A 23,461-nucleotide genomic window follows, 5' to 3' on the forward strand; every position below is an offset into this window, starting at 1 on the left:
CCTTCCAATACGTCCGTGTAGGCGCCCATCGTGCGATTTACTGGATACCAAGTCAAGTAAGACGCTGGGCCGCGGATCTCTGTAGTAACTTTATAGTGATTCTACTTACATTCGGCTACAGTAGTGGTCGATACTGCAGAAGAAGTAAACAAAGTCGCCCCCGGCGTCCATGACTGCAAGGTTCGAAACGAGAGAAGAGGTGCTCGTGGTGACTTCGACCGCGACCAACGCAACCCGCGAGGCCATTGAGCCCGTCGGATCCAACGACCCCACTCCGAGCAAAGAAGTGCTGCTCGACCTGCACCGCCGCATGGTCCGGATCCGGCAGTTCGAGACCGAGGCAGGTCGCCTCATGGAGGGCGGCAAGCTACCCGGCTTCCTGCATCTGTACGTCGGACAGGAAGCGGTGGCCGCCGGCGCCATGAGCAATCTGCGCGACACCGATCAGATCTCCTCGACCCACCGCGGGCACGGTCACGCCGTGGCCAAGGGCGCGCAGTTCCGGCAGATGTTCGCCGAACTGTTCGGCCGGGTCGACGGCTACTGCAAGGGCCGCGGCGGCTCGATGCACATCAACGACCTCTCCATCGGCATGCTCGGCGCCAACGGCATTGTCGGAGGCGGTATCCCGATCGCCGTCGGAGCTGCGTTCGCGGCCAAGTACCGCGGCGAGGACACCGTTGCCATCCCGTTCTTCGGCGACGGCGCGAGCAACATCGGCGCCTTCCATGAAGCAGCGAACATGGCCGGGATCCTGAACCTCCCGGTGGTATTCGTCTGCGAGAACAACGGCTACGCGGAGTTCACCGCACTGCGTGACCACATGAAGCTCGAGAACGTGGCCGATCGCGCACCTGCGTACGGCTTCCCCAGCGAGATCTGCGACGGAATGGACGCCATCGCCGTGCGTGCCGCGGTGGGGCGCGCCGTCGAACGAGCTCGAAATGGCGGCGGTCCGACGCTGGTGGAGGCCAAGACCTATCGGTACTACGACCACCAGGGTGTGAAGGGTCTGCGCAAGACCTACCGGACCGTCGAAGAGGTCGAGGCCTGGAAAGAACGGGACGCCATCAAGCTGCTCGAGGCCCGCGCGGTCTCCGAAGGTGTTGTCACCGAGTCCGAGTTCGCACAGATCTGGGCCGAGGTGGACGCCGACATCGCCGAATCCGTGAAGTTCGCTGAGAACAGCCCATTCCCGGACCTGGCCGACTTCGCCCTGAACGTCTACAGCGACTGAACCCGAGAAGGCTGAACACATGTCTACTGCAACAGAATTGACGACGACCGAGACGTCTCCGGCCGCGCGTCAGACAACCTACGTCAAGGCCTACAACGAGGCTATCGCGCAGATCATGCGCGAAGACGAGGACGTTTTTGTCATAGGCGAGGACGTCGCGGCATACGGCGGCGTCTTCCACATGTACGACGGCTTGCTCGCCGAGTTCGGTGATCGTCGGATGGTCGACACCCCCATCGCGGAGATGGGCCTCATCGGGCTGGGCGTCGGCGCCGCGGCGCGGGGTCTGCGTCCGATCGTCGACATCATGTTCATGGACTTTCTGGCGGTTGCGCTCGACCAGGTGGTGAACCAGGCGGCCAAGATGAAGTTCATGTACGGCGGGGAGGTCAAGGTCCCCATGGTGATCGCGGTGGCCTACGGCGCCGGCGTGAGCGCGGGCGCGCAGCACTCGCAGAGCCTGGAGAGCTGGCTGGCGCACACCCCGGGTCTGAAGGTGGTCATGCCGTCCAACGCGTATGACGCCAAGGGCCTCATGGTGTCTGCGGTGCGCGACGACAACCCCGTGGTGTTCATGCTCAACAAGGTGCTGCTCGGCGCCCGCGGCGAGGTGCCCGAAGAGATCTACGAGATCCCGCTGGGCCAGGCAGCGATCCCGCGGGAAGGTGACGACGTCACCATCGTCGCGTTCGGACGAATGGTCGCCGAAGCACTCAAGGCGGCCGACATCCTCGAGCAGTCCGGCGTCTCCGTGGAGGTGGTCGACCCCCGATCGGTCCAGCCGCTCGACACCGCCAGCATCGTGAAGTCCGCATCGAAGACCAACCGCATCCTGGTGGTCCACGAGGCAGTGACCTTCGGTGGGATCGGTGCGGAAGTGGCCGCCCAGATCCAGGAAGAGGCATTTGACTACCTCGATGCCCCGGTCCTGCGGATCGGAGCGCCGTTCACGCCGGTGCCGTTCAGCACCCCGCTCGAAAAGGCTTATGTCCCAGACGCGGACCGCATCGTCGCAGGAGCCCGCCGACTGCTCGAAAGGAACTGATCGTGGCTCAGCAGATCGTGCTGCCGAAGTTGGGGCTCACGATGCAGGAGGGCGTCATCGGTGAGTGGCTGGCCGGCGAAGGCCAGCACATCGCGGTGGGCGACCTGTTGCTGCGGCTCGAGACCGACAAGGTCGAGGTGGACGTGGAGGCCGAGGCCGAGGGCATCCTCGCCACCGGCGCATCGGCCGGTGACGTACTGCCGGTTGGCGCGGTGATCGGTTGGCTCCTGGGCGAAGGCGAGTCGGCGCCCGACGGAACGGCTGCCGTCGCGCAGCAGGAACCAGTCGCCGAAACGCGCACCGCTCCTGCATCGGTGGTCGTGGGTGGCCCCGATGACGGGGGCCGGATCAAGTCCTCTCCAAATGCACGGCGGGTTGCCCTTGCTGCGAACGTGGACCTCTCGACCATCCGGGGCACGGGGCCCGGCGGCCGGATCGTGTCCGAGGATGTCGAGGACCATCTCGCCGCAGCTCCCGCCAAGGCACCCGAACCGACCGCAGCGACTCCGGCCACAGGAAAGGCCACCCAGACCGTCGGCGCGGCAGGCCAATTCGTTGGACCACTCGTTCGTCGTCGCGCGGATGAACTCGGTGTCGATCTCGCGGAGGTCGCGGGGACGGGTATCGGAGGCCGCATCACCAAGGCAGATGTGGAGGCGGCAGCGGGCACGGTGGCAGCTCCGGCGGCCCTCGGCGGAGGCGCGCCGACAACCGGTCCCCAAGCAGGTGAGGTCATCCCGCTGACAGGCATGCGAGGTGCCATCGCGCGCAACATGATCGACAGCCTGCAGACGATGGCGCAGCTGACCCATGGCTACGAGGTGGACGTCACCGCACTGGTGAACGTCCGCGAGCAACTCAAGGCCGAGGCAGCACAATCTGGTTCAAAGGCGCCCAGTCTCAACGACTTCGTTGTCAAGGCAGCGGCTCTCGCGCTGCGTGAGCACCCGCTGCTCAACGCGGCCATCGCCGACGACAAGATCACGCTGTTCGAGGAGATCAACGTCGGTGTGGCGGTTGCGGTAGACGGTGGTCTGATCGTGCCCGTGGTGCGCGACGCAGACAGTCTGTCGGTGGCCGAGGTCGCCGACCGCACTCGGACCCTTGCGTCCGGGGCGCGGACCGGCAAACTGGGTCTGTCGGACATGGAGGGCGCGACGTTCTCGGTGAGCACGCTCGGCGCGTACGGTGTCGACTTCTTCACCCCCGTCATCAACCCGGGCAACGTCGCGATCCTGGGCGTCGGCCGAGTGAAAGACGGCTTCCGTTGGGAGGGTGAGACTCCCGTCCGCACGCAGGTGCTGACGTTGAGCTTGACCTTTGACCACCGCGCAGTCGACGGGGCACCGGCCGCCGAATACCTCAAGACGCTGAGTGCAATCTTGGGTCGTCCGCTCTCACTGTTGGCCGGGCGCTAGTCAGGGCTCTGGCATGGAAGGAAACGTTGTAGACGAGACGTTGTTCGCCCAAGTGGACCCGCCGGTGCTGGCCGGGTCGGGTTGCGCGGGATGCGGTGTGGTGGTGTTCCCGTCCGCGACCCGGTGTCCTGCGTGTGCGAGTGCAGCGATTGAGCAACGGTCACTCCCGACGCGCGGCAGGGTATGGACCTGGACGTCGCAGTCATTCGCGCCGAAGCCGCCGTACGAGGTACCTGAATCGGGTTTCGAGCCGTTTGTGGTCGGCTACGTCGATCTGGGGTCGGTACTGGTGGAATCAACGATTCTCGGACCGGTGGTCATCGGTGACGAGGTGGAACTACGTCTTCTCCCATTGGCCGGGGGCGACATCTCCTTTGCGTTCGAGAAGGTCGCCGAATGAGCGCCAGGGACGTCTACATCGTGGGTGCAGGCATGCACGCGTTCGGTCGGCACCCCGGGGTGACCGGTATGGACATGGGTGAGCACGCATTGCGGGCCGCTCTCGTCGATGCAGGACTCGAGTGGTCCGACATCGATGCCGCCGTCGGTGGGAGCAATGTGTCCGGCAAGCCGGATTCGCTTGTGTCGCGGCTCGGTTTGACCGGCATACCGTTCACCACCGTCAAGAACGGCTGTGCAACAGGCGGAGTGGCATTGTCGACCGCGGCCGACATGCTCACTGCCGGACGCGCGAACGTGGTTGCGGTCGTCGGGTTCGACAAACACGAGCGGGGCGCGTTCGGCTCGGATCCCGCCGCGTACGGACTCGGTCAGTGGTACGCCCGCACCGGGATGATGGTCACCACCCAGTACTTCGCGATGAAAACCCAGCGGTATCTGCACCAATACGGCATCGACAGGACAGCGCTGGCGGCAGTCGCCGAACGTGCTTTCGCCAATGGTGCAGCGCATCCGATGGCGTGGCGTCGCACACCGCTCACCGCACAGCAGGTGCTCGACGCCGCGACGGTCAACGATCCGCTGACGCAGTACATGTTCTGCTCGCCCGGCGAAGGTGGTGTGGCGTTGATCCTCGCCCGCGGCGACCGTGCACATGACCTGTGCGACAAACCGATTCGGCTCGCGGCCGTCGAGGTCCGAACCCGGCGCTTCGGGTCGTTCGAGGTGTTCTCACCCTGGCTGCACACCGACCCGGTGAACAGCCCCAGCATCGACGCCGCTGCAGCCGCGTTCGATGCTGCAGGCGTGCACCCGGCTGATGTCGGCGTCGCGCAGTTGCAGGACACCGACTCTGGCTCAGAGTTGATCCATATGGCCGAGACCGGACTGTGCCGGCACGGCGAGCAAGCCAAACTGCTCGACTCGGGTGCCACCCGTCATGACGGAGAACTGCCCATCAACACCGACGGCGGCTGTCTGGCCGGCGGCGAGCCCATCGGTGCGTCCGGATTACGCCAGGTACACGAGGTGGTCCGCCAGTTGCAGGGGCGCGCCGAAGGCCACCAGGTGCCAGATCAGCCGGAGATCGGTTTCACCCACGTCTACGGTGCCCCGGGCCTGTCGGCATGCACGGTCTTGACCGTCTGAGCACGAAAGGACCATCGTGACCGAAACTCTCGACACCGTGCCGGCTCTCGCCAACTTCCAGGAGGAGGTACGCCGCTGGCTGGCGTCCATCGTGGACCCGCGGCCGGCGCCGACTCCAACGGACAAGCCCGACCTCGCGGTGTTCCGTAACCTGTCCGACGAAGACGAACTCGATTTGCTCGACGCCGTCCGGGCGTATCGCCGACAGCGTTTCGACGCCGGCTATGGCGCCGTCACGCTCGCCGCCGAACACGGAGGCCGTGGACTGCCTGCCTCTTTCGCATCGGCGATTGCACAGGCCGAGCGTGAGTTCGACGTCCCACCGTCCACTGAGTTGATCAGCGTCACCACCGGACTTGTCGGACCCGCCGTTGCCATGTTCGGAACCGACGAGCAACGGGCACATTACGCGAACCCGTTGCTGCGTACCGATCTTCTGGCGTGCCAACTGTTCAGTGAGCCTGGCGCCGGTTCGGATCTGGCCGCTCTGAGTTGTCGAGGTGTTCGGGAGGGCGACGACTGGATCTTCAACGGTCAGAAGGTGTGGTCGTCGGGTGCCAGATTCGCTGATCTGGGCATGCTGCTGGCCAGAACCGACCCCGAGGCCCCAAAACACAAGGGGATCACCGCGTTCCTGATCCCTCTGGATGCAGAGGGCGTCGACATCCGGCCGATTCGGCAGATGAGTGGTGGCGCCTCATTCAACGAGGTGTTCCTCCAGAACGTTCGGGTGTCGGACAGTATGCGACTCGGTGCGATCGGTCAGGGCTGGAAGGTCGCCAGTGCCACCTTGGCATTCGAACGTACGGCGTCCGGATCGGTCACCCGGAAGAAGGGCGGTTCGGTCGCCGAACTCGTTGCGTTGCCCAATCCCTGGGTCTTGTGGACGATCCCCTGGTACGCCAAGATCTGGCGGACGCCTACATACGCTCGGAACTGCGTGCCGCGACCGCAGATCGGGTCGCTCGTGCCGCTGCAGCCGGACGCTCGCCCGGCCCGGCCGCGTCGGTGGGCAAACTGATGGCTTCCGATGTGCTCGGCCGTATCGGCGAGATCGCTGCAGACCTGCTGGGCAACAACATCACTGCGGCCGTGGACCCTGATCAGTTCGCCTGGACGGAGCATCTCCTGGGCAGTCCGGGCTACCGGCTGGCGGGTGGCACCGACCAGATCCAGCGCAACATCATCGGCGAGCGGGTACTCGGCCTTCCACCTGAGCCGCGTGAAGACCGCGACAGGCCGTGGTCGCAGCGCGACAGGCGCTGACCGGCTGACGCGCGGGCAGTCACGACGGTTCCTGGCCCGGACGAGGTACGTCGGCCTCCCAGCGTGCGCGCCGTTCGTCGTCCGTCTGTTCCCACCACGGTGTACCGCGTTCGCCGAGAGCCACTTTCGTGGCCTGGACACCCGCTCGTGACTCCGGCGCCCCGCTGGTCCGTTTCACCTCTCGACGCCAGGCCATCAGTATCGAGCGCAACTCGGCACTTCGATCCTCAGGAATCGCGGGATCCGTGGCTCGCCAGCGGCGCCCGCCCACCACGATGTAGCGACCGTCATCGGTGTGTTCGACTTCCTTGGCCATGCAATCAGGCTGCCACAAGCGGTCACGATTGAGCGTGGGCGAACGTGCCGATGAGTTCATCGGCCACCCAGTGGGCCACGCCGACCGGGTACGGAGCGGGCAGACCCAGCACGATGTGACCGAACCCGGCATCGACCACTTGGCCGATCGCGTCCCGGGTGCGCTCCGCCTCTTCATAGGAGACCGGCACATGGATCGACCGAGTGATCGAAGCAGGATCGCGACCGATCTCGGCGCAGTAGCGGTCGAGCAATGCACTGCGCGCGATGACATCGTCGATGTCACCCCCGGGAATGTTCCAGATGTCTGCGTGCTCGGCCACGATGCGCAGCACTGCGGCCGAACGCCCGGCGATCAATAGCGGCGGATGTTGACGCTGAACAGGTTTCGGATTCTGCAACGCCCCGGTCAGTTGTACGTACTCGCCGTCGAAGTCGAACGGCGAGTCCTCGGTCCACAGGCGTTTGATCACGACGCAGGCCTCGGCGAGACTGCCCACCGCATGAGCGACGTCGTGAAACGGCAAGCCGTGCGCGGGGTATTCGCGTCGAGCTTCTGGAGGGTTCGGCCGCGAGCCCGCTCCGATCCCGAAGTCCAACCGACCGTCGGAGATGATGTCGACGGTGGTGGCGATTTTCGCGAGCATCGCCGGTGGTCGAAAGCGGTTGCTGGTGACCAGGAGGCCGATGCGTAGGCGCTCGGTCTCTGCGGCGAGAGCCGAGAGCAGCGTCCAGCCTTCGAAGATGGGCCCGTTGGGGTCGCCGCCGATCGGCATGAGGTGGTCGAACAGCCAGGCATGTTCGATCTCGGGGACCGCGTCCGCCTCGAGCCACACGTTTAGTACGTCGCGGTATTCGACTTGTTGTTGGGCGGTGAGGATGCCGAAGCTGGGTGCAGATGTGGGCATGAATCGTCCTTTGAGAGCTTTTGCCAGTCCTGAGAAGTTGGTCGGATCGGTGGGTCAGCGACGCCGCAGCGATGGATCGAGAAGGGAAGGAGGGGTGTCGACCTTTTCGTCCGGAGCGAGATCGGTACCTGGAGCGACAATGGCGTCGATGGCATCGAGGATGTCTGACGAGAGCACCGTGTCGGCGGCCGCAGTCTGAGGGTGCAGATGTTGCAGCGTGCGGGGGCCGATGATGGCACTGGTCACGCCGGGATGAGCGGTGACGAAGCCGAGCGCGAGTTGGATCATGGTCAGTCCCGCCTGGTCGGCGACACCCGCCAACTGCTCCACTGCCTCCATCTTGGCGCGGTTCACCGGGATCGTGGTGTCGAACCGGGCAGGCATCAGACCAGAACGGCTGGTTGCGATCTCACGACCTTCGCGGATCGCGCCAGACAGCCAACCCGACGCCAGTGGGCTCCACGCCAGAACGCCCATTCCGTACTCCTGCGTGACCGGCAACACATGGGTCTCGATGCCCCGCTGCAGGATCGAGTAGCTGGGCTGTTCGGTCACGTACCGACTCAGGTGGCGTTCACTGGCTGTCCACTGCGCCTGGACGATGCGATAAGCGGGGAAGGTTGACGATCCGAGGTAGCGGATCTTGCCCGCCCGCTGGAGGTCGGTGAGGGCCGACAGCGTCTCTTCGTCGCTGGTGGTCGGGTCCCACCGGTGGATCTGGTACAGATCGACGTGGTCTACCCCGAGCCGGCGGAGGCTGTTGTCGAGCTCCATGGTGAGCCAACGGCGGGAACTGCCTTGATGATTCAGCTCTTCGCCCATCGGCATGTTTGCCTTCGTCGCCAGGATGAGGTCGTCGCGGCGACCGGAGATCGCGCGGCCGACCATCTCTTCGGACTCTCCCTGGCCGTACATGTCGGCTGTGTCGATGACATTGATCCCAGCGTCGAGAGCGGCATCGACGATGGCGATCGCTTCCTCCTGGGTGGTGCGACCGATGGCGCCGAAGTTCATCGCTCCGAGCGCCAATGTGCTGACCTGGACGCCGGTACGACCCAGGGTGCGGTACTTCATGGTGTCTCCTCTGACGGTGTGACGCGAGAGCTTGTGCGGCTCTGACATACTGAACAAAGCGGAACAACGTTCCGCAAAGAACGATACGGAACAATGTTCCGTTTGCCAAGTGGAAGGGCCGGGAGCTCTGTGGTGAACAAACAGACGTCTGCGGCGCAGGACGGTCAGGGTGGAACGAAAAGCGAGGGCTCGCCACCTCGGAAACGGTCAGATGCGCGACGGAACGAGAAGACATTGCTCGACGCGGCCGCTGCGGCCTTTGTGAGCGCCGGCGTCGACGCGCCGGTGCGCGACATCGCCGCCAGGGCCGGGGTTGGCGTCGGCACGATCTATCGGCACTTCCCGAAGCGGGCCGACCTGATCGTCGCCGTCTACCGTCACCAGGTCGAAGAATGCGCGCAGGCCGGCCCGGCGCTCCTGACGTCCGTGACGTCTCCGCACGCCGCGCTGACCCAGTGGATCAATCTGTTTGTCGACTTCCTGGTGACAAAGCACGGTCTTGCCGAGGCGCTGCAATCGGACGACGCAGGGTTCCAGACCTTGCACAGCTACTTTCTCGAGCGGCTCGTGCCCGTGTGTGCGTCTTTGCTCGAAGCCGGCGCGGCAGCCGGCGAAACCCGTTCAGACGTAGCCGCATTGGAGCTGATGAGGGGCGTCGGCAACTTGTGCATCGGATCGGGTGGCAACTCGAGCTACGACGCACGACGGATGGTCGGGCTTCTCATGGATGGGTTGCGCGTTCGCTGACGCGAGGTATCCGCCGCGGCCTACCCCCCACTACTGTCGAGAGATGCCCACAGCCAAGCGCCTCATGCAGGTCTCCGACAGCATCGACATCGCAGCGGACCCATCCCGTCTGTACGGGATGGTCAGTGACCCTACCCGGATGGGTGAATGGAGCCCGGAGAACGTGGGTGCAACCGTGGTGAACCCGGCGGCCGACGGTGCAGCTTTTGTGGGAATGGTGTTTCACGGGCGGAACAGACGCGGGAGCGTCAACTGGGTTACACGTTGCACGGTCACCGCTGCCGAGCCCGGTGCGCATTTCGCTTTCCGTGTGGATGCGATCGGCCCGAAGACGCCGCGGCTCAAGGGCCCGATTGCCACGTGGGAGTACAGGTTCGACACCGTGGAGGCCGGTCGCACCCGCGTCACCGAAACGTGGTCCGACGACAGGATCAAGTGGCCCGATGCGGTCGCGGCCGTCTTTGACCGGGTCGCCACGCGAGGCATGACGTTCTCGCAGTTCCAACGACGGAACATCGCGAAAACGCTTGAAGCACTGCGCGCGGCTGTGGAAAGTCGGTAGAGCGGACGTTCGGTGATGTAAGACTGTGCCGATGACCTGGCACCGCGTATTCCCGCTCGCCCGCATCACCGGCCATGTTGCCTGGTGGGTGTTCGTGGTGGTGACGTTGTTCGCAGGTGGCATCACCTGGACGGGGGGCAGCGAGTACCTCGGCCCCGCGTCCGGCACGGGGTGGTCGGGAAATCGACAGGCCTACAGCGAGATCAAAGCCCCAGTTGCCATCGCGAACTTCACGGGTGCGTCGTCGTTCGAACACGATCCGTGGACTCAGCTCGAAGTGCTGTCGGTGATTGCATTCGCAGTGGTGATCGTCGCTGCTGTGATCGAGGCGGTCGCATCGCGTCGGCTGGTGCCAGGTGTCGTGACGGTTGCCGCGCCGTGCGTTGCCTTCGGGCTGCTGCTGTTGGCAACTCCCGGCGTCCTCGACAGTGTTCGGTTCGGGACGATGCAAACCCTGGGTGTGGTGCTGGTCGCCGTTGCGGTGCGGGAGGTGTGGGCCCGCCGGTTTGCCCCGGGCCCGGGGATCGGTACTTCAAGCAAGCCGTGACAAACGGCGATGCCGGCCCCTGAACGGGACCGGCATCGGCGTGATCTGTTCTGTCAGTTGATCAAACGATCACTTCAGGTCGAAGCGATCATTGTCCATGACCTTCACCCATGCGGCGACGAAGTCGTTGACGAACTTGTCCTTGGCGTCGTCCTGCGCGTAGACCTCCACGAGCGCACGCAGCTGGGAGTGCGATCCGAACACCAGATCGACATCTGTCGCGGTCCACTTGGGAGCACCCGTCGACCGATCGGTGCCCTGGTAGATGCCGGCATCGGAGTCGGATGCCTTCCACTCGGTGCCGATGTCGAGCAGGTTGACGAAGAAGTCGTTCGTCAGTGTGCCCGGGCGGTCGGTGAAGACGCCGTGCTTGGTCCCGCCATGGTTTGCACCCAAGGCCCGCAGACCACCGACAAGAGCGGTCAGCTCGGGTGCGGTCACGTCCAGCATGTAGGCGCGGTCGAGCAGCAGCACCTCCGCCGGTGTCTTCTCTCCGGTGCGAACGAAGTTGCGGAATCCGTCGGCCCGCAGTTCGAGCACCTTGAACGACTCCGCATCGGTCTCCTCCTGCGAGGCATCCGTGCGGCCGGGGGTGAACGGCACCGTGACGCCGTGGCCGGCGTCCTGGGCAGCCTTTTCCACGGCAGCGGATCCGGCGAGCACGATCAGGTCGGCCAGCGAGATCTTCTTGCCACCCGAGCCGTTGAAGTCCTGCTGGATCTGCTCGAGAACGGTGAGCACCTTTGCCAACTCGGCAGGCTCGCTGGCCTCCCAGTTCTTCTGTGGCTCAAGGCGGATACGCGCACCGTTCGCACCACCGCGCATGTCGGTGCTGCGGTAGCTGCTGGCCGACGACCATGCAGTGTTGACCAGCTGGGCAACGGACAGACCGGACTCGAGCACCTTGCTCTTGAGCGAGGCGATGTCCTGGTCATCAACCAGTTCGTGGTCGACTGCCGGAACCGGGTCCTGCCACAGCTGTGCTTCGGGGACCCAGGGGCCCAGCAGGCGGGTGACGGGTCCCATGTCGCGATGCAGGAGCTTGTACCAAGCCTTGGCAAAGGCCTCGGCGAGCTGCTCGGGGTGGTCCAGCCAACGGCGGGTGATCTCGCCGTAGATGGGGTCCTCACGCAGGGCGACGTCGGTGACCAGCATGGTGGGGGCGCGGCCCGGTCCGTCGAACGGATCGGGGATGGTGCCCGCTCCGGCGCCGTCCTTGGCGACGAACTGCCATGCGCCGGCGGGGCTCTTGGTCAGTTCCCACTCGAAGCCGTAGAGGTTCTGCAGGAATCCATTGCCCCACTGGGTGGGCGTGGAAGTCCACACGACCTCGAGGCCGCTGGTGACGGTGTCCTCGGCCTTGCCCTTGCCGTAGCCGTTCTTCCAGCCCAGACCCTGCTGCTCCTTCGGCGCGCCTTCGGGCTCGGGACCGATCTTGTCGGCGTTGTGGGCGCCGTGGGTCTTGCCGAAGCTGTGTCCACCGATGATCAGCGCAGCGGTTTCCTCGTCGTTCATGGCCATGCGGCCGAACGTCTCGCGGATGTCCTTGGCTGCCGCGATGGGGTCGGGCTTGCCTTCTGGCCCTTCGGGATTGACGTAGATCAGGCCCATGGTGGTGGCGCCGAGCTGCTCGTTGAGCTCACGTTCGCCTTCGTAACGCTTGTCGGTGCCCAGCCATTCGTCCTCAGGACCCCAGAACACCTCTTCGGGCTCCCAGATGTCTGCCCGGCCGAACGCGAAGCCGAAGGTCTGGAAACCCATCGACTCGAGTGCGCAGTTGCCGGCGAAGACCAGGAGATCGGCCCACGAGATCTTGCTGCCGTACTTCTGCTTGACCGGCCACAGCAGGCGGCGGGCCTTGTCGAGGTTGGCGTTGTCGGGCCAGCTGTTGAGCGGGGCGAAACGCTGTGCGCCCTGACCGCCGCCACCGCGGCCGTCGAACACGCGGTAGGTGCCGGCCGAGTGCCAGCTCATGCGGATGAACAGGCCGCCGTAGTGGCCGTAGTCGGCCGGCCACCAGTCCTGCGACGTAGTCATCAGGTCGATGACATCGGCCTTTAGTGCCTCCACGTCGAGCTTCGCGAACTCCGCTGCGTAGTCGAAGTCCTCGCCGAGCGGGTTCGACTTGGACGTGTGCGCATGCAGGATCGACAGGTCGATCTGTTCCGGCCACCAGTCCTTGTTGGTGAGCGGGGCATGCCCCTTGGGCTTCGGCGACGGGATCGCCGGGTTCTCGCTCTCACTGGCGGTAGCGGTTCCGGCGTCTGAATGGGGCGGGCGACTATCGGAGGTCACTGCGTTCCTTTCGCGGTTAGGTTGATCGGGCTGTGATCACGGGCTGTGATCAAACTCTGGTCGCGTCGGCACAATCGGGGCACAGACCCCAATAGGTGACCTCGGCTTCGTCGAGCAGGAATCCGTGCGAGTCCGAAGCGCTGAGACACGGCGCTTCTCCGACCGCGCAGTCGGCATCGGCAATCACGCCGCACGCGCGGCACACCACGTGGTGGTGGTTGTCGCCGACCCGGGATTCGTACCGTGCGACGTGGCCGGCCGGTTGTATCCGGCGCACGAGCCGTGCAGTTGTCAACGCGCCCAGCACGTCGTAGACGGCTTGGCGCGAGACGGAGGGCAGCACTGCGCGCACGAGACCGAAAACGGTGTCGGTGTCGGCGTGCGGATGACTGTCCACGGCTTCCAGAACGGCCACCCTGGGTTGGGTGACGCGGAGGTCTGCGGCGCGTAGCCGTTCCGCGTTGTCCGGTGTGGTGGCCATGGTGACCACGATAAGCAAAGTGTCGGCCCGATGGGAAGCTTTTTCTGGAATCAGTCAAAAAAAGATTGTCCGCGGAGTGGTCAGGCGTCGAGGGCGTCCAGTGCCGCGACAACAGAGGCCATGACGGCCCGCCAGTGGGTGCGCTGTTGTTCTCGCTCGCCTGCATCGAGCAGGCGCTCCTGGTGGAAGCGGATCATCGTCTTGCCGGGTCCGCCGGCCCTCACCGCGAGCTGCACGGTGCTGTCGTGATCCCAGTGGGGTGGCTGCCACGTCAGTCGGATCCGGTCATGCCGGTGAAAAGTCCTTGTCTCGCCGACGATTCCGTCGTGGGTCTGGTATGCGCGACCCCTTTCGTCCAGCACCGACACCCCGTGCCCGAGCCACAGTGCTGTCCCCTCAGCCGAGGTGAGGAGATCCCAGACCACATCGAGCGGACAATCCACCGTCTTCGAGACACCGATCTGCCATCCCGCGTCCTTGGTGTGACCGGTCTCGCGCGGGCTCACCGCATGACGGCGGCGATCGCGGACAACTCGACGAGTGCGCCGGGGACCGCCATCGATGAGACCATCGCCGCCGCGATCAAGGGCGGATCGCCTGTCGGGTCGAGAGCTTGTGCGGCAACGGCATAACCAGCGGTGAGGTCGACGCCGTCGACGGCGAACAGCGTCATGCTCACCACGTCCGACATCGTCGCCCCGGCGGCGGCCAACGCGGTCTGCAGGTTCTTCATGACCTGTGCGGTCTGGGCTCCGACGTCGTCGCCACCGACGATCGCCCCGGTGGCATCGACCGCGTTCTGGCCGCCGATGTAGATGGTGGTGGCGCCAGGCGGGACGACGGCAACGTGACTGAACGCCGGGCTGCGTACCAGCCCTTCGGGTCTGAGCAATGTGATTGTGTCCATGGAGGTGAAGCTAGACCAATACCGTGCCAAGAACTGTCAGGGTTTGGCATCATCATCATCGTAATGTCCACACCGACCGGTCGTCGCCTGCAGATGCTGGCGATCTTGCAGTCGAACCCGGGTATCAGCGCGGGCCGGCTGGCCGATCGTCTCGATGTCACCGAGCGCACGGCGCGACGCGATGTGGAACATCTCCGAGATCTGGGCTATCGGATCGACGCCGAACCTGGCCGTTTCGGGGGGTACACGCTCGCCGCCGGATCGGTGACCCCACCTCTCGTCCTCGACGCCGACGAGGCACTGGCGGTCGCTCTCGGACTGCACGGGTCGGTGGGGGTCGGGGGATTGGCTCCCGCCGCGGTCACCGCACTCGCCAAGTTGACCGAGACCATCCCGTCGCGCCTGCGCGGGCGGTTCGAGGCGGTGGCGGCAGCCGAGGCGCTCGAGGGTGGCGAGATGGTGTCTGCAGACGCGGGTGTGCTCGTCACCTTGGCGCTTGCGTGCCGATCAGGGGAGGCCGTCCGCTTCCGGCATCGCCGACGCACAGATCACCGTGGTGAGGCAAGCGATGTTCAGCCACTGAATCTCGTCCGGGCAAGTGGGCGTTGGTATCTGGTGGGCAACCAGCGTGGATCGCAGCAGTGGCTGACCTACGCCCTCGACCGGATCAGCGATGTGAGGCCGCTGGGCACAAGGTTCGGTACCCCGCCCCCACCTCCCGATGCCGCGGCCTTCGTGGCAGACGCTTTCGCTCACGGCTGGCGGCACCACATCCGGGTGCGGCTGTACATGTCGGGCGACGAAGCGAGACGAATAGTGCGTCCGGTGGTCGGCTCGGTCACCGACGACGGCGACGATTGCGTACTGACGCTTGGTGCCGACGACCTGGATTGGGCTGCGCGCTGGCTGGTCTACCAGAACTTCGACTTCGATGTGCTGGAGCCGCCCGCACTGAACGACAGGTTGCGTGCGCTCGGGACCTGGATCGCACACCGGTACGGCGAGGCGTCAGGCCTCCAGGCGGGCACGGACGGCGGAGAGCCGCTGACGTAGCTCGGCCTCGTCGATCACGCCACGATCCAGGAGGGAGTGCGCAAGCGAGATCAACTGGCTCTCGGGGTAGGGCACATCCGCATAGATCGTCGATGACAAGCGGTCCTCGTCATCCCTACGGTCGGTGACACTCGGCGCTTGGGCGGAAGCGGCTCGATCGAGCGCGTCACAGACGCCATCAAGACTGGTCTTCCACGGCGGTACCGGGTTCTCGACGCCGTATTTCTGGGCCATCGTCGGCCACACCTGCCCCCGTTCGACGATCTCGGCGAGCGGTGCGTAGTCGCTCTTGCTCCCGAAAGTGCTGTCTCCCATGTCAATTGTCCTGTGCGGGGTGGATGGCGGCCCGTGTCTCGGTGATGACATTGGTGGTCACGCCGGGTTTCGGCAGCGCCACCCCGATGAGGCTGTCGCGGGTGATGATCTCGGCGAGCTCGTCTTCGCTCCAACCCTCGGTGCCGGGCGGTTGCATGGGCATCACCATGAATCGGTGCTTCTGATTCGAATCTTGCACCCGCACAGCAACATCGTCGGGAAGGTAGAGGCCGAATTCGGCGAGTACCTGACGGGGCCACCGAACCATGCGGCGCCGGTAATTGGGGGTGCGGTACCACTCAGGCGAGTTGCCGAGGATGGGTCGCGGATAGCAGGAGCACAGCGCGCAGACGATGACGTTGTGAACGGTGGGGGTGTCTTCCAGAATGGAGAAGGCGGTGAAATCGCTGGGGGTTCCGAAACCGGTGGGTTCGAGCCAATCGACACCGACCTCCTTGCTTGCCGCCATCGGTTCACTCAAGGCGAGTTGTTTGAACTCGGGATCGAGCCAGGCGCGAGCAACGAGGCGCGCCGCGGGCGTCGGCCCGATTTGCTCCGCGAACTCGGTGAACAGCCGGTGCTCTTCTGCGGTGAAAAGTCCTTTCTCGATGCAGAGTTCGCGCAACGCGATCTCGAGCACCTCGAAATCGGTCACCTCGTCGACCATCGGGGCGACAGTCCGGTCGTGGTCGTGGTCGTGGTCGTGCTCGGTCATTCCCCCTGTCCTTCCCCTACGCCGATGCAAGCCACCGTTGCGGTATCTCGGTGCGCAGGATGTCATCTGGTGTGCCGGTATAGCCCTCCCACAGCTCCGCCATCTCGAACCCGACGACGTAGAACCACTCCGGTTTCGCGTCCTCGCGACCCCATGTTTCGTCTTCGGGTGCCGGACTCTCGTAGGCGACGGATTCGATCCGTCCATGGGCTCCGCGCACGTACTCAGGTGTGCGGGTGTAGAGCAGCACCGGGAGTTCGCGGACGAGGACGCGATCGCCAACTGCGAACGCGGGTTCGCCGGCCTGTCCCGCGTAGATCTGCGGATCCCCGATTCCCACCGCGTGCCGATGATGGGTGTTGCGTGTGACGCCGGACCCGTCGCCCTCGTGGCGCGGTGTGGCCTCGAGTCTGTTGCCGGACAGCCCGTCCGGGTAGCGGTTCTGGACTTCCAACATTCGCTCGGCGAGTTCTCCGAGGCCGATGTGGTGCTTCTCCACGAGTATTCGCGCAACGGCGTAAAGCCAACGGCCGTAATACGGTATCCCGAGGTACACCGCTCGGCCGACGTCGACGTTGCCGATGCGCCGGCGTTCTTCGGACAGCCAGATTCCCCGCCACGCGAGAACCTCGCACATCACGTATGTCATGTGCTCCCAGTACTCGTACGCCTTGTTCTCGTACTTCAACGGCGCATCGGGTTCGCCGCCGACGTCGTGAACGGGCTTCATGTACGCGACAAACCGTTTGTGGTCGAGAAGGTCTGGTGTCGGTGCGTCAGGGAGTTCGGGATAGGACGACTGAAGTCGGGCGATCAGGTCGAGTTGCTCGGCGCGTTCTTGTGAGGTGCTCATACGCCCTCCTCAGGAGTCGCACCTTCGGCGTGTCCGAGCAGTGAATGTACTCCGCGTTCTTATCGGGCGAACCGGAATTCGGAAAGAAGTGGTGGGGAAGAACTCACCGATCAAGTGAGACCTCTTGGGCAAGACGTGAGAGCTTGTCGGGATTGCGCACGATATAAAGACCCGTGATCTTGCCCTCGTCGAACCTGAACGACACCGCATTGTCGATCTGTCCATCGATGCTGACGATGAGAGCGGGGGAGCCGTTGATCAGGACTCGCTCGGTGGACACCGATCCCTCGATTCGTGGCAGGCCGCCGGCGAGGAGTCGTGCCACGCGGTCGGACCCGACGATGGGGCGCACAACGGCCTTCTTGACTCCGCCTCCGTCGCCGAGGAGAACCACATCAGGTGCGAGGAGGTCGACCAGCTCTTGCAGATCACCCGTTTCGACGGCGTGCTGAAAGGCTTGCAGGGCAACCCGCGATTCGTCGGGACTCACAGTGCCTCGCGGTCGGCGAGCGGCAACATGAGCGCGGGCTCGGTGAGCAATCTGTCTGACGGCGGCGGAGGTCTTGTCGACGGCGATCGCGATCTCGTCATACGGAAGGTCGAAAACCTCCCGCAATACGAACACCGCCCTCTCGGTGGGTGCAAGAGTCTCCATCACGAGCAGCATCGCCATCGACACGCTCTCGGCCAGCTCGACGTCATCCGCCACATCGGGTGCTGTCAGCAATGGTTCCGGCAGCCATGGGCCGACATACGACTCACGTCGACGGCCCAGCGTCCGCAACCGTGACAGTGCCTGGTGGGTGGCGATTGTGACCAGATACGCGCGCTCGTTACGCACGTCGTCGAGGTCGACTCCCGCCCAGCGCATCCAGGTCTCTTGCAACGCATCCTCGGCGTCGGCAGCCGAACCGAGGATCTCGTAGGCAATCGTGAACAGCAGATTGCGATGAGCGAGGAACACGTCGGTCGCGGCATCAGAATGTCCGCCGGGGGCGTCGGCTGCGGTCAGGGGCTCGTCGGTCATCGGTGCCTTCCTTGCGTTGGTCGCTTGTTCCCATGAGACGCCCGTGTCGGCGAATGTGTGACACCTGGCTGGGGGTGTCACAACCGGAGGCTCGCCGACATCTCGTGGTTGTCGCATTCCGCGACAGACACCATCTCAAGTGAGGACATGATCAATGGTTGCCCGATTCGACATGCTCGACAATGACGTCGCCGCGAAGTTCAGCAAGCGGTTCCTCAACGCCGGCCTGGTGATCGACGATTCGCCACTGCCGAGATCGACCCAGGAACTGGTCAAGATTCGCGCCAGTCAGATCAACGGGTGTGGATTCTGCACGGACATGCACACCAAGGAGGCGGCTGCAGCCGGGGAAACATCGACGCGGCTCAATTTGATTGCCGTGTGGCGTGAGGCAACCGTGTTCACAGACGCCGAGCGTGCTGCGTTGACCCTCACCGAAGAAGCCACCCGACTCGCCGATCATCACCGTGGCGTCCGCGATGAAACCTGGGCGGAGGTTCGCAAACACCATGACGACGATCAGGTTGGCGCCCTGATTTGTCTCATCGCATTGATCAACGCAGCCAATCGGATCAACGTGATCGTGAAGACGCCGGCAGGCGCCTACGAGCCAGGCATGTTCGCGCAGATGGCGAACTGATCGGTGCGTGTGCGGCCGGGCGACGCACTCAGCGGCAGCAGGAGGGGTCGAGAACCTGCCGCAGGGCCTGCAACGCGTCGGTGTGGGCGCGGTAGTAGACGTTCATGCCGCGTCGCTCCGGCCGCACCATGCCCGCCTTCTTGAGTTGTCCGAGATGGTGACTGACCGTCGGCTCGGACAACTTCACGGCCGCGGCGAGGTCGCAGGTGCACACCTCACCCGACTCAGCCGTGAGGAGAATCGACATGAGCTTGATCCGCGCCGGGTCGGCAAGTGCCTTGAGCCGCAACGCAACTTCCAGCGCGGCCGCATCGTCCATTGGTGACGCAGAGACCGGCGCGCAGCAGATGGGAGCCGTCATGTCGATCACCGGAAGAGTCTTGGGCATGCCTGAACTCTACCGACTTCCTTGACATATGTCGAAAAGGTAGCAAGTGTGGGTGAGGCAAGTAATTCGACGTATGTCTCACAGGTGGAGGTTAGGCCATGTCCCGTATGCAGCTGGCACTCAATGTCGACGACTTGGATCAGGCGGTCGCGTTCTACTCGAAATTGTTCGACGTCCCGCCGGCCAAACTCAAGCCCGGATATGCGAACTTCGCGGTGACGGAACCGCCACTGAAGTTGGTCCTGCTGGAAAACCCAGGCAAAGGCGGAACGATCAACCATCTCGGGGTCGAGGTGGAGTCGAGCGAGAAGGTTCACAGCGAGACCGCCAGACTCAGCGGCGAAGGACTGTTCACCGAAGAAGAGATCAACTCGACATGCTGCTTCGCCACCCAGGACAAGGTGTGGGTGACCGGACCGGCGGGTGAGAAGTGGGAGGTGTACACCGTTCTCGCGGATTCGGACACGTTTGGCACCAGCCCGAAGTTGTTGTTGGACAGTAGTACCGAGGCGAACCCGACTGATTCGGTGTGTTGCGGTTCAGCTGCAGGGGAAGATCTCAGCAAGTCCTGCTGCTAGTTGGTTCGCTCCTGGTCCGCCCCGCTCGGGGTTCTGGCTGTTGCTCGGTCTGTAGCGCGAGCTTCTCCGAGTTTCGCCAGCTGCCCACCAACCCCGCTCGGTGTTCTCGCCGGCGCTCGGTCTGTAGCGCGAGCGTGTGCGAGTTTCGTGAGCTGGCCAGAAACCCCGCTCGCTGTCCTGGTCGTTGCTCGGTCTGTAGTGCGAGCGTTTGCGGGTCTTGTGAGCTGCCCACCGACCCCGCTCGCTGTCCTCGCCGATGCTCGCCCCGCAGACCGAGCCTCCGCGGGTTTTGCGAGCTGACCCGCTACCCGGCTCGCCTCCCTCGCCGTTGCTCGGTCTGTAGCGCGAGCTTCTCCGAGTTTCGTGAGCTGACCAGAAACCCCGCTCGGTGTTTTCGCCGTTGCTCGCCCCGCAAACCGAGCCTCCGAGTTTCGCGAGCTGCCCACCCAGCCCGCTCGAACAGCTCAGGTCAATCGGGCGATGAGGTCGGTGACCCGGGTTGCGATGTCGTCGCGGATCACGCGCATCCGGTCGATGCCCTCGATCCCCCGCAGTGATGGTTCATCGGTGTCCCACACCTCGAGTGTGGTTCCCTCGGGCGGGTTCACCTGCGCGGCTGTCCCGACGACCACGGTCACGTCAGCGGCGCGCATCAGGTCGTCGGTGAGCTGGCGGGGCCGGTGATCGGAGACATCCACCCCGACCTCGGCGAGAGTCTGGGCGGACAGCTCGTTCACCCGGCCATCGACCTTCGCTTCGGTGCCCGCTGAGCCTGCGGACAGGGTGGCGCCGGCGATCTTCTGGGCGAGGCCCTGCGCCATCACCGACTTGCCCCTGTTGCTCACGCATACGAACAGCACGCTGGGAACCCTGTTGGCCATTGGCATTTCATCAGACATTGCGCGCCACACCCTCTGACCGGGAGGACGGTTGCGGGGTGAAGCGTCGACGCAGGGCGAGCGACACGTACACCAGTGCGACGAGGACAGGCACCTCGATCAAGGGCCCGACAACACCGGCGAGCGCTTGCCCCGACGTGGCGCCGTAGGTGGCGATGGCGACGGCGATGGCGAGTTCGAAATTGTTGCCCGCCGCGGTGAACGCGAGTGTGGTGGTGCGTGCGTACCCCAGCCCCATCGCAGCCCCGAACGCGTATCCGCCACCCCACATGACCGCGAAGTACACCAGTAGCGGGAGCGCGATCCGGACCACGTCGAGAGGCTGCGACGTGATCTGATCACCCTGCAACGCAAACAGAATGACGATCGTGAACAACAGCCCGTACAGCGCCCAGGGGCCGATTCGCGGTAGGAAAGTTGTCTCGTACCACTCTCGGCCCTTGCGCTTCTCGCCGAGATAACGGGACAGGAAACCGGCGATGAGCGGGATCCCCAGGAAGATCAGCACGGATTGCGCGATCTGCCAGGGCGACGCCTCGATGGTGGTCTGTTCCAGGCCCAGCCACCCCGGGAGTGCCGAGAGGTAGAACCATCCGAGCACGGCGAACATGACCACCTGGAACACCGAGTTGATCGCCACCAGCACTGCGGCAGCTTCGCGATCACCGCACGCGAGGTCGTTCCAGATGATCACCATCGCGATGCACCGTGCCAGCCCGACGATGATGAGCCCGGTCCGGTACTCGGGCAGATCTGGGAGGAACAGCCATGCCAGGGCGAACATCAGTGCGGGGCCGATCAGCCAGTTCAGCACCAACGAGGCCACCAGCAGACGTTTGTCGCCGGTCACGGAGTCGAGACGGTCGTAGCGGACCTTGGCGAGCACCGGGTACATCATGATGAGCAACCCGATGGCGATGGGCAGCGAGACGCCGTCGACCGAAGTGGCGGAGAGGGTGTTGTTCAGTCCGGGGATCAGCCGGCCGAGCGCCAGGCCGACGACCATCGCGACGCCGATCCACACCGGCAGGAAGCGGTCGAGTGTGGACAGCTTCGCGACGACCGCGGGTCTGTCGGCCGCGTTTGTCGCCGTGTTCACGAGGTCACCAGGGCTTCATCGACGGTGCGCGACAGATCGGACATGTCGAGTGTCGCCGAAAGCTGTTGCAGCGTAGCGGGTATCACCCGGTAGTAGACCCAGGTTCCGCGGCGCTCACAGTCGAGCAGGCCGGCCTGCCGTAGCACCTTCAGGTGATGCGAGATCGTCGGCTGGGATAGGTCGAACGAGTCTGATATGTCGCAGACGCATGCTTCGCCGCCGAGGTGACTGGCAATCAGGCTCAACAGCCGCAGCCGTACCGGGTCTCCCAACGCCTTGAACATGCGCGCCAGCTGGACGGTGCGGTCCATGCCGAGCGGTTCGTGGACCAAGGGCGAGCAACAGGCTTCATCGCCGGACGGGTTCGGACTTTGATTCGACACCGATCTATATTGACAGGTGTCGATACAGTGCGCCAAATGAACATCGGGCGAACGCCTCGGCCGCCCCTCACCTCGTGGTCAGGCGCTCACCAGGCCAGGGCCGTGGCCAGTCGCTCGCGATGCATGGCACTGCCGCCGAGCAGTTGGGCGTCGGCGCGCGCTCGCCGAAAATAGAGATGGCAGTGGTGTTCCCACGTGAAGCCGATGCCGCCGTGTAACTGCACGGCTTCAGCACTCACTGTCCGGTAGGCGTCCGAACACCAGGCCCTTGCGACGGCGCCGGCCTCGGTCCGGTCATCGGACTCGACTGCGCGGCTCACTGCCGAGCGACTCGACTCGACGAGGACAAGCAGATCCGCGAGGGTGTGTTTGACGGCTTGGAAGCTGCCGATGGCCCGACCGAACTGGCGGCGCTCTTTCACATAGTCGACCGTGTGATCGAGGCTGGCCTGAGAACCGCCGAGTTGCTCGGCTGCCAGCACGATGCACGCTGTATCGAGGGCCGGAAGCACTGCAGCAGAGGCATTTCCACCGGTGGTGAGCCGGACCGCCGGGACGGCAGCCAGATGGACCGAGGCCTGAGCGCGCGTGAGGTCGAGGGTCTCAATGGGATGGACGCCCACACCGTCTGTGGCCGCCGCGACGACAAAGATGTCGGGACCGTCTGCGGTGTTCGCGGCGACGACAATCCATGTCGCTCCTGCGGCGCCGAGCACGGCCGGGGCGTGTCCGTCGATCACCCATCCGCCGTCGACTTCGGTTGCAGTGAAGAGTAATTCGTCAGTCGACCACCACCCCCGTCGGTCGAGCCCTGCGAATGCCGCAGGCGCTCCCTCGGCGATCTCCGTCAGGACGTCGTCGGGAGGGGTGGGTGTGCCCAGTAGGACCTGGCCGGCGATGACGGTGGAGAGAAAGGGGACCGGTAGCAGTGCGGCTCCGAGCTCTTCGGCCACCACCGCCAGTTCGGGGAGACCACCCAGACCTCCGAGGTCTTCGGGCAAGCCCAGTGCGCCGATGCCGATCTGCTCGGCCAGCACCGACCACGCTCTGGCATCCCAGCCAGGGCCGTCGGCGTCCAGCCGACGGCACAGGGCCGGCCCGCCGAGGTCGGCAGCGGCATCACGGACTGCAGTACGCAGGTCATCGAGTTCGGTACTCAGC

Annotated in this window: 29 protein-coding genes; 13 read left to right on the plus strand and 16 right to left on the minus strand. The window is 64.7% G+C overall.

Going from position 1 to position 23,461, the window contains the following annotated elements:
• Window positions 1–208 precede the first annotated feature (208 nt).
• From WIMU1_RS07845 to WIMU1_RS26645, 7 genes are read left to right on the plus strand one after another with little or no spacing between them, the layout of a single operon-like run.
• A complete protein-coding gene (locus WIMU1_RS07845) occupies window positions 209–1,237 on the plus strand; it encodes a thiamine pyrophosphate-dependent dehydrogenase E1 component subunit alpha (protein ID WP_243404441.1) in 1,029 nt (342 codons plus the stop codon).
• A 19-nt stretch (window positions 1,238–1,256) separates the two neighbouring features.
• The gene (locus WIMU1_RS07850) at window positions 1,257–2,282 is read left to right on the plus strand and encodes an alpha-ketoacid dehydrogenase subunit beta (protein ID WP_062796258.1); all 1,026 of its coding nucleotides are present in this window, start codon (window positions 1,257–1,259) and stop codon (window positions 2,280–2,282) included.
• 2 nt (window positions 2,283–2,284) lie between these two features.
• Complete coding sequence (locus WIMU1_RS07855; RefSeq protein ID WP_062796260.1) at window positions 2,285–3,700, plus strand: dihydrolipoamide acetyltransferase family protein; 1,416 nt, start codon at window positions 2,285–2,287, stop codon at window positions 3,698–3,700.
• A 13-nt stretch (window positions 3,701–3,713) separates the two neighbouring features.
• Window positions 3,714–4,100, plus strand: a complete 387-nt coding sequence (locus WIMU1_RS07860; protein ID WP_062796262.1) for a Zn-ribbon domain-containing OB-fold protein — start codon at window positions 3,714–3,716, stop codon at window positions 4,098–4,100.
• Window positions 4,097–5,248 (plus strand): thiolase family protein, encoded by a 1,152-nt coding sequence (locus WIMU1_RS07865; RefSeq protein ID WP_062796264.1) that lies wholly within the window; start codon window positions 4,097–4,099, stop codon window positions 5,246–5,248. Before WIMU1_RS07860 ends, WIMU1_RS07865 begins: the two co-directional genes overlap by 4 nt.
• A 16-nt stretch (window positions 5,249–5,264) precedes the next feature.
• The gene (locus WIMU1_RS07870; protein ID WP_245968888.1) at window positions 5,265–6,269 is read left to right on the plus strand and encodes an acyl-CoA dehydrogenase family protein; all 1,005 of its coding nucleotides are present in this window, start codon (window positions 5,265–5,267) and stop codon (window positions 6,267–6,269) included.
• Entirely contained in the window at window positions 6,185–6,514 is a 330-nt protein-coding gene (locus tag WIMU1_RS26645) for an acyl-CoA dehydrogenase family protein (protein WP_245969206.1), read from the plus strand. The genes WIMU1_RS07870 and WIMU1_RS26645 overlap by 85 nt, the downstream gene beginning before the upstream one ends.
• Window positions 6,515–6,533: 19 nt before the next feature.
• Here WIMU1_RS26645 and WIMU1_RS07875 read toward each other — a convergent pair whose 3' ends face one another.
• From WIMU1_RS07875 to WIMU1_RS07885, 3 genes are read right to left on the minus strand one after another with little or no spacing between them, the layout of a single operon-like run.
• The gene (locus tag WIMU1_RS07875; protein WP_062796265.1) at window positions 6,534–6,830 is read right to left on the minus strand and encodes a hypothetical protein; all 297 of its coding nucleotides are present in this window, start codon (window positions 6,828–6,830) and stop codon (window positions 6,534–6,536) included.
• A gap of 22 nt (window positions 6,831–6,852) precedes the next feature.
• Entirely contained in the window at window positions 6,853–7,737 is an 885-nt protein-coding gene (locus tag WIMU1_RS07880) for an LLM class flavin-dependent oxidoreductase (RefSeq protein ID WP_062796267.1), read from the minus strand.
• A 54-nt stretch (window positions 7,738–7,791) separates the two neighbouring features.
• On the minus strand, window positions 7,792–8,811 hold the full coding sequence (locus WIMU1_RS07885; RefSeq protein WP_062797437.1) for an aldo/keto reductase: 1,020 nt from the start codon (window positions 8,809–8,811) through the stop codon (window positions 7,792–7,794).
• 132 nt (window positions 8,812–8,943) lie between these two features.
• Between WIMU1_RS07885 and WIMU1_RS07890 the strand changes: the two genes are divergently transcribed.
• From WIMU1_RS07890 to WIMU1_RS07900, 3 genes are read left to right on the plus strand one after another with little or no spacing between them, the layout of a single operon-like run.
• Window positions 8,944–9,558, plus strand: coding sequence for a TetR/AcrR family transcriptional regulator (locus WIMU1_RS07890; protein ID WP_062797438.1), 615 nt, complete (start codon window positions 8,944–8,946; stop codon window positions 9,556–9,558).
• 43 nt (window positions 9,559–9,601) lie between these two features.
• Entirely contained in the window at window positions 9,602–10,120 is a 519-nt protein-coding gene (locus WIMU1_RS07895) for an SRPBCC family protein (RefSeq protein WP_062796269.1), read from the plus strand.
• A gap of 31 nt (window positions 10,121–10,151) precedes the next feature.
• Entirely contained in the window at window positions 10,152–10,667 is a 516-nt protein-coding gene (locus WIMU1_RS07900) for a hypothetical protein (protein WP_062796271.1), read from the plus strand.
• A 69-nt stretch (window positions 10,668–10,736) separates the two neighbouring features.
• Here WIMU1_RS07900 and katG read toward each other — a convergent pair whose 3' ends face one another.
• From katG to WIMU1_RS07920, 4 genes are all read right to left on the minus strand, one after another.
• Window positions 10,737–12,962, minus strand: a complete 2,226-nt coding sequence (gene katG, locus WIMU1_RS07905; RefSeq protein ID WP_062796273.1) for a catalase/peroxidase HPI — start codon at window positions 12,960–12,962, stop codon at window positions 10,737–10,739.
• A gap of 49 nt (window positions 12,963–13,011) precedes the next feature.
• Complete coding sequence (locus WIMU1_RS07910) at window positions 13,012–13,443, minus strand: Fur family transcriptional regulator (protein WP_062797441.1); 432 nt, start codon at window positions 13,441–13,443, stop codon at window positions 13,012–13,014.
• Window positions 13,444–13,523: 80 nt separating this feature from the next.
• Complete coding sequence (locus WIMU1_RS07915; protein WP_062796275.1) at window positions 13,524–13,949, minus strand: SRPBCC domain-containing protein; 426 nt, start codon at window positions 13,947–13,949, stop codon at window positions 13,524–13,526.
• On the minus strand, window positions 13,946–14,350 hold the full coding sequence (locus tag WIMU1_RS07920) for a RidA family protein (RefSeq protein ID WP_062796277.1): 405 nt from the start codon (window positions 14,348–14,350) through the stop codon (window positions 13,946–13,948). The genes WIMU1_RS07915 and WIMU1_RS07920 overlap by 4 nt, the downstream gene beginning before the upstream one ends.
• 63 nt (window positions 14,351–14,413) lie before the next feature.
• On the opposite strand from WIMU1_RS07920, the gene WIMU1_RS07925 reads away from it, so the two are divergent.
• Window positions 14,414–15,403 (plus strand): helix-turn-helix transcriptional regulator, encoded by a 990-nt coding sequence (locus WIMU1_RS07925; protein WP_062796278.1) that lies wholly within the window; start codon window positions 14,414–14,416, stop codon window positions 15,401–15,403.
• Here the strand turns inward: WIMU1_RS07925 and WIMU1_RS07930 are convergent.
• The 4 genes from WIMU1_RS07930 to WIMU1_RS07945 form a co-directional block, all read right to left on the minus strand.
• A complete protein-coding gene (locus tag WIMU1_RS07930; RefSeq protein WP_062796280.1) occupies window positions 15,359–15,718 on the minus strand; it encodes a hypothetical protein in 360 nt (119 codons plus the stop codon). The genes WIMU1_RS07925 and WIMU1_RS07930 overlap by 45 nt on opposite strands.
• A 1-nt stretch (window position 15,719) precedes the next feature.
• Complete coding sequence (gene scnC / locus WIMU1_RS07935) at window positions 15,720–16,433, minus strand: thiocyanate hydrolase subunit gamma (RefSeq protein WP_062796282.1); 714 nt, start codon at window positions 16,431–16,433, stop codon at window positions 15,720–15,722.
• Window positions 16,434–16,449: 16 nt separating this feature from the next.
• Window positions 16,450–17,286, minus strand: a complete 837-nt coding sequence (locus WIMU1_RS07940; RefSeq protein WP_062796284.1) for an SH3-like domain-containing protein — start codon at window positions 17,284–17,286, stop codon at window positions 16,450–16,452.
• A gap of 103 nt (window positions 17,287–17,389) precedes the next feature.
• Entirely contained in the window at window positions 17,390–18,313 is a 924-nt protein-coding gene (locus tag WIMU1_RS07945) for an RNA polymerase sigma-70 factor (protein WP_062796286.1), read from the minus strand.
• Window positions 18,314–18,467: 154 nt separating this feature from the next.
• Here WIMU1_RS07945 and WIMU1_RS07950 point away from each other — a divergent pair, with 154 nt between their 5' ends.
• Window positions 18,468–18,953 carry a carboxymuconolactone decarboxylase family protein gene (locus WIMU1_RS07950; RefSeq protein WP_062796288.1) on the plus strand — a complete coding sequence of 162 codons (486 nt, stop codon included), beginning with the start codon at window positions 18,468–18,470 and terminating at the stop codon, window positions 18,951–18,953.
• A gap of 28 nt (window positions 18,954–18,981) precedes the next feature.
• On the opposite strand, the gene WIMU1_RS07955 is transcribed toward WIMU1_RS07950, so the two are convergent.
• Window positions 18,982–19,341: an Rv2640c family ArsR-like transcriptional regulator gene (locus WIMU1_RS07955; RefSeq protein ID WP_062796290.1), complete on the minus strand. Its 360-nt coding sequence runs from the start codon at window positions 19,339–19,341 to the stop codon at window positions 18,982–18,984.
• A gap of 98 nt (window positions 19,342–19,439) precedes the next feature.
• Here WIMU1_RS07955 and WIMU1_RS07960 point away from each other — a divergent pair, with 98 nt between their 5' ends.
• The gene (locus WIMU1_RS07960; protein ID WP_062796292.1) at window positions 19,440–19,919 is read left to right on the plus strand and encodes an ArsI/CadI family heavy metal resistance metalloenzyme; all 480 of its coding nucleotides are present in this window, start codon (window positions 19,440–19,442) and stop codon (window positions 19,917–19,919) included.
• 464 nt (window positions 19,920–20,383) lie between these two features.
• On the opposite strand, the gene WIMU1_RS07965 is transcribed toward WIMU1_RS07960, so the two are convergent.
• From WIMU1_RS07965 to WIMU1_RS07980, 4 genes are all read right to left on the minus strand, one after another.
• Window positions 20,384–20,800, minus strand: a complete 417-nt coding sequence (locus tag WIMU1_RS07965; protein ID WP_062796295.1) for an arsenate-mycothiol transferase ArsC — start codon at window positions 20,798–20,800, stop codon at window positions 20,384–20,386.
• Window positions 20,801–20,810: 10 nt separating this feature from the next.
• Window positions 20,811–21,917, minus strand: coding sequence for an ACR3 family arsenite efflux transporter (arsB, locus tag WIMU1_RS07970; protein WP_062796296.1), 1,107 nt, complete (start codon window positions 21,915–21,917; stop codon window positions 20,811–20,813).
• Window positions 21,914–22,300, minus strand: coding sequence for an ArsR/SmtB family transcription factor (locus WIMU1_RS07975; RefSeq protein WP_062796298.1), 387 nt, complete (start codon window positions 22,298–22,300; stop codon window positions 21,914–21,916). Before WIMU1_RS07975 ends, arsB begins: the two co-directional genes overlap by 4 nt.
• Window positions 22,301–22,386: 86 nt before the next feature.
• Entirely contained in the window at window positions 22,387–23,460 is a 1,074-nt protein-coding gene (locus WIMU1_RS07980; RefSeq protein WP_062796300.1) for an acyl-CoA dehydrogenase family protein, read from the minus strand.
• Window position 23,461: the final 1 nt, after the last annotated feature.

Origin of the sequence: Williamsia muralis NBRC 105860 (assembly GCF_001598915.1) — a bacterium.
In the GTDB taxonomy this organism is placed as follows: Bacteria; Actinomycetota; Actinomycetes; order Mycobacteriales; family Mycobacteriaceae; genus Williamsia; species Williamsia muralis.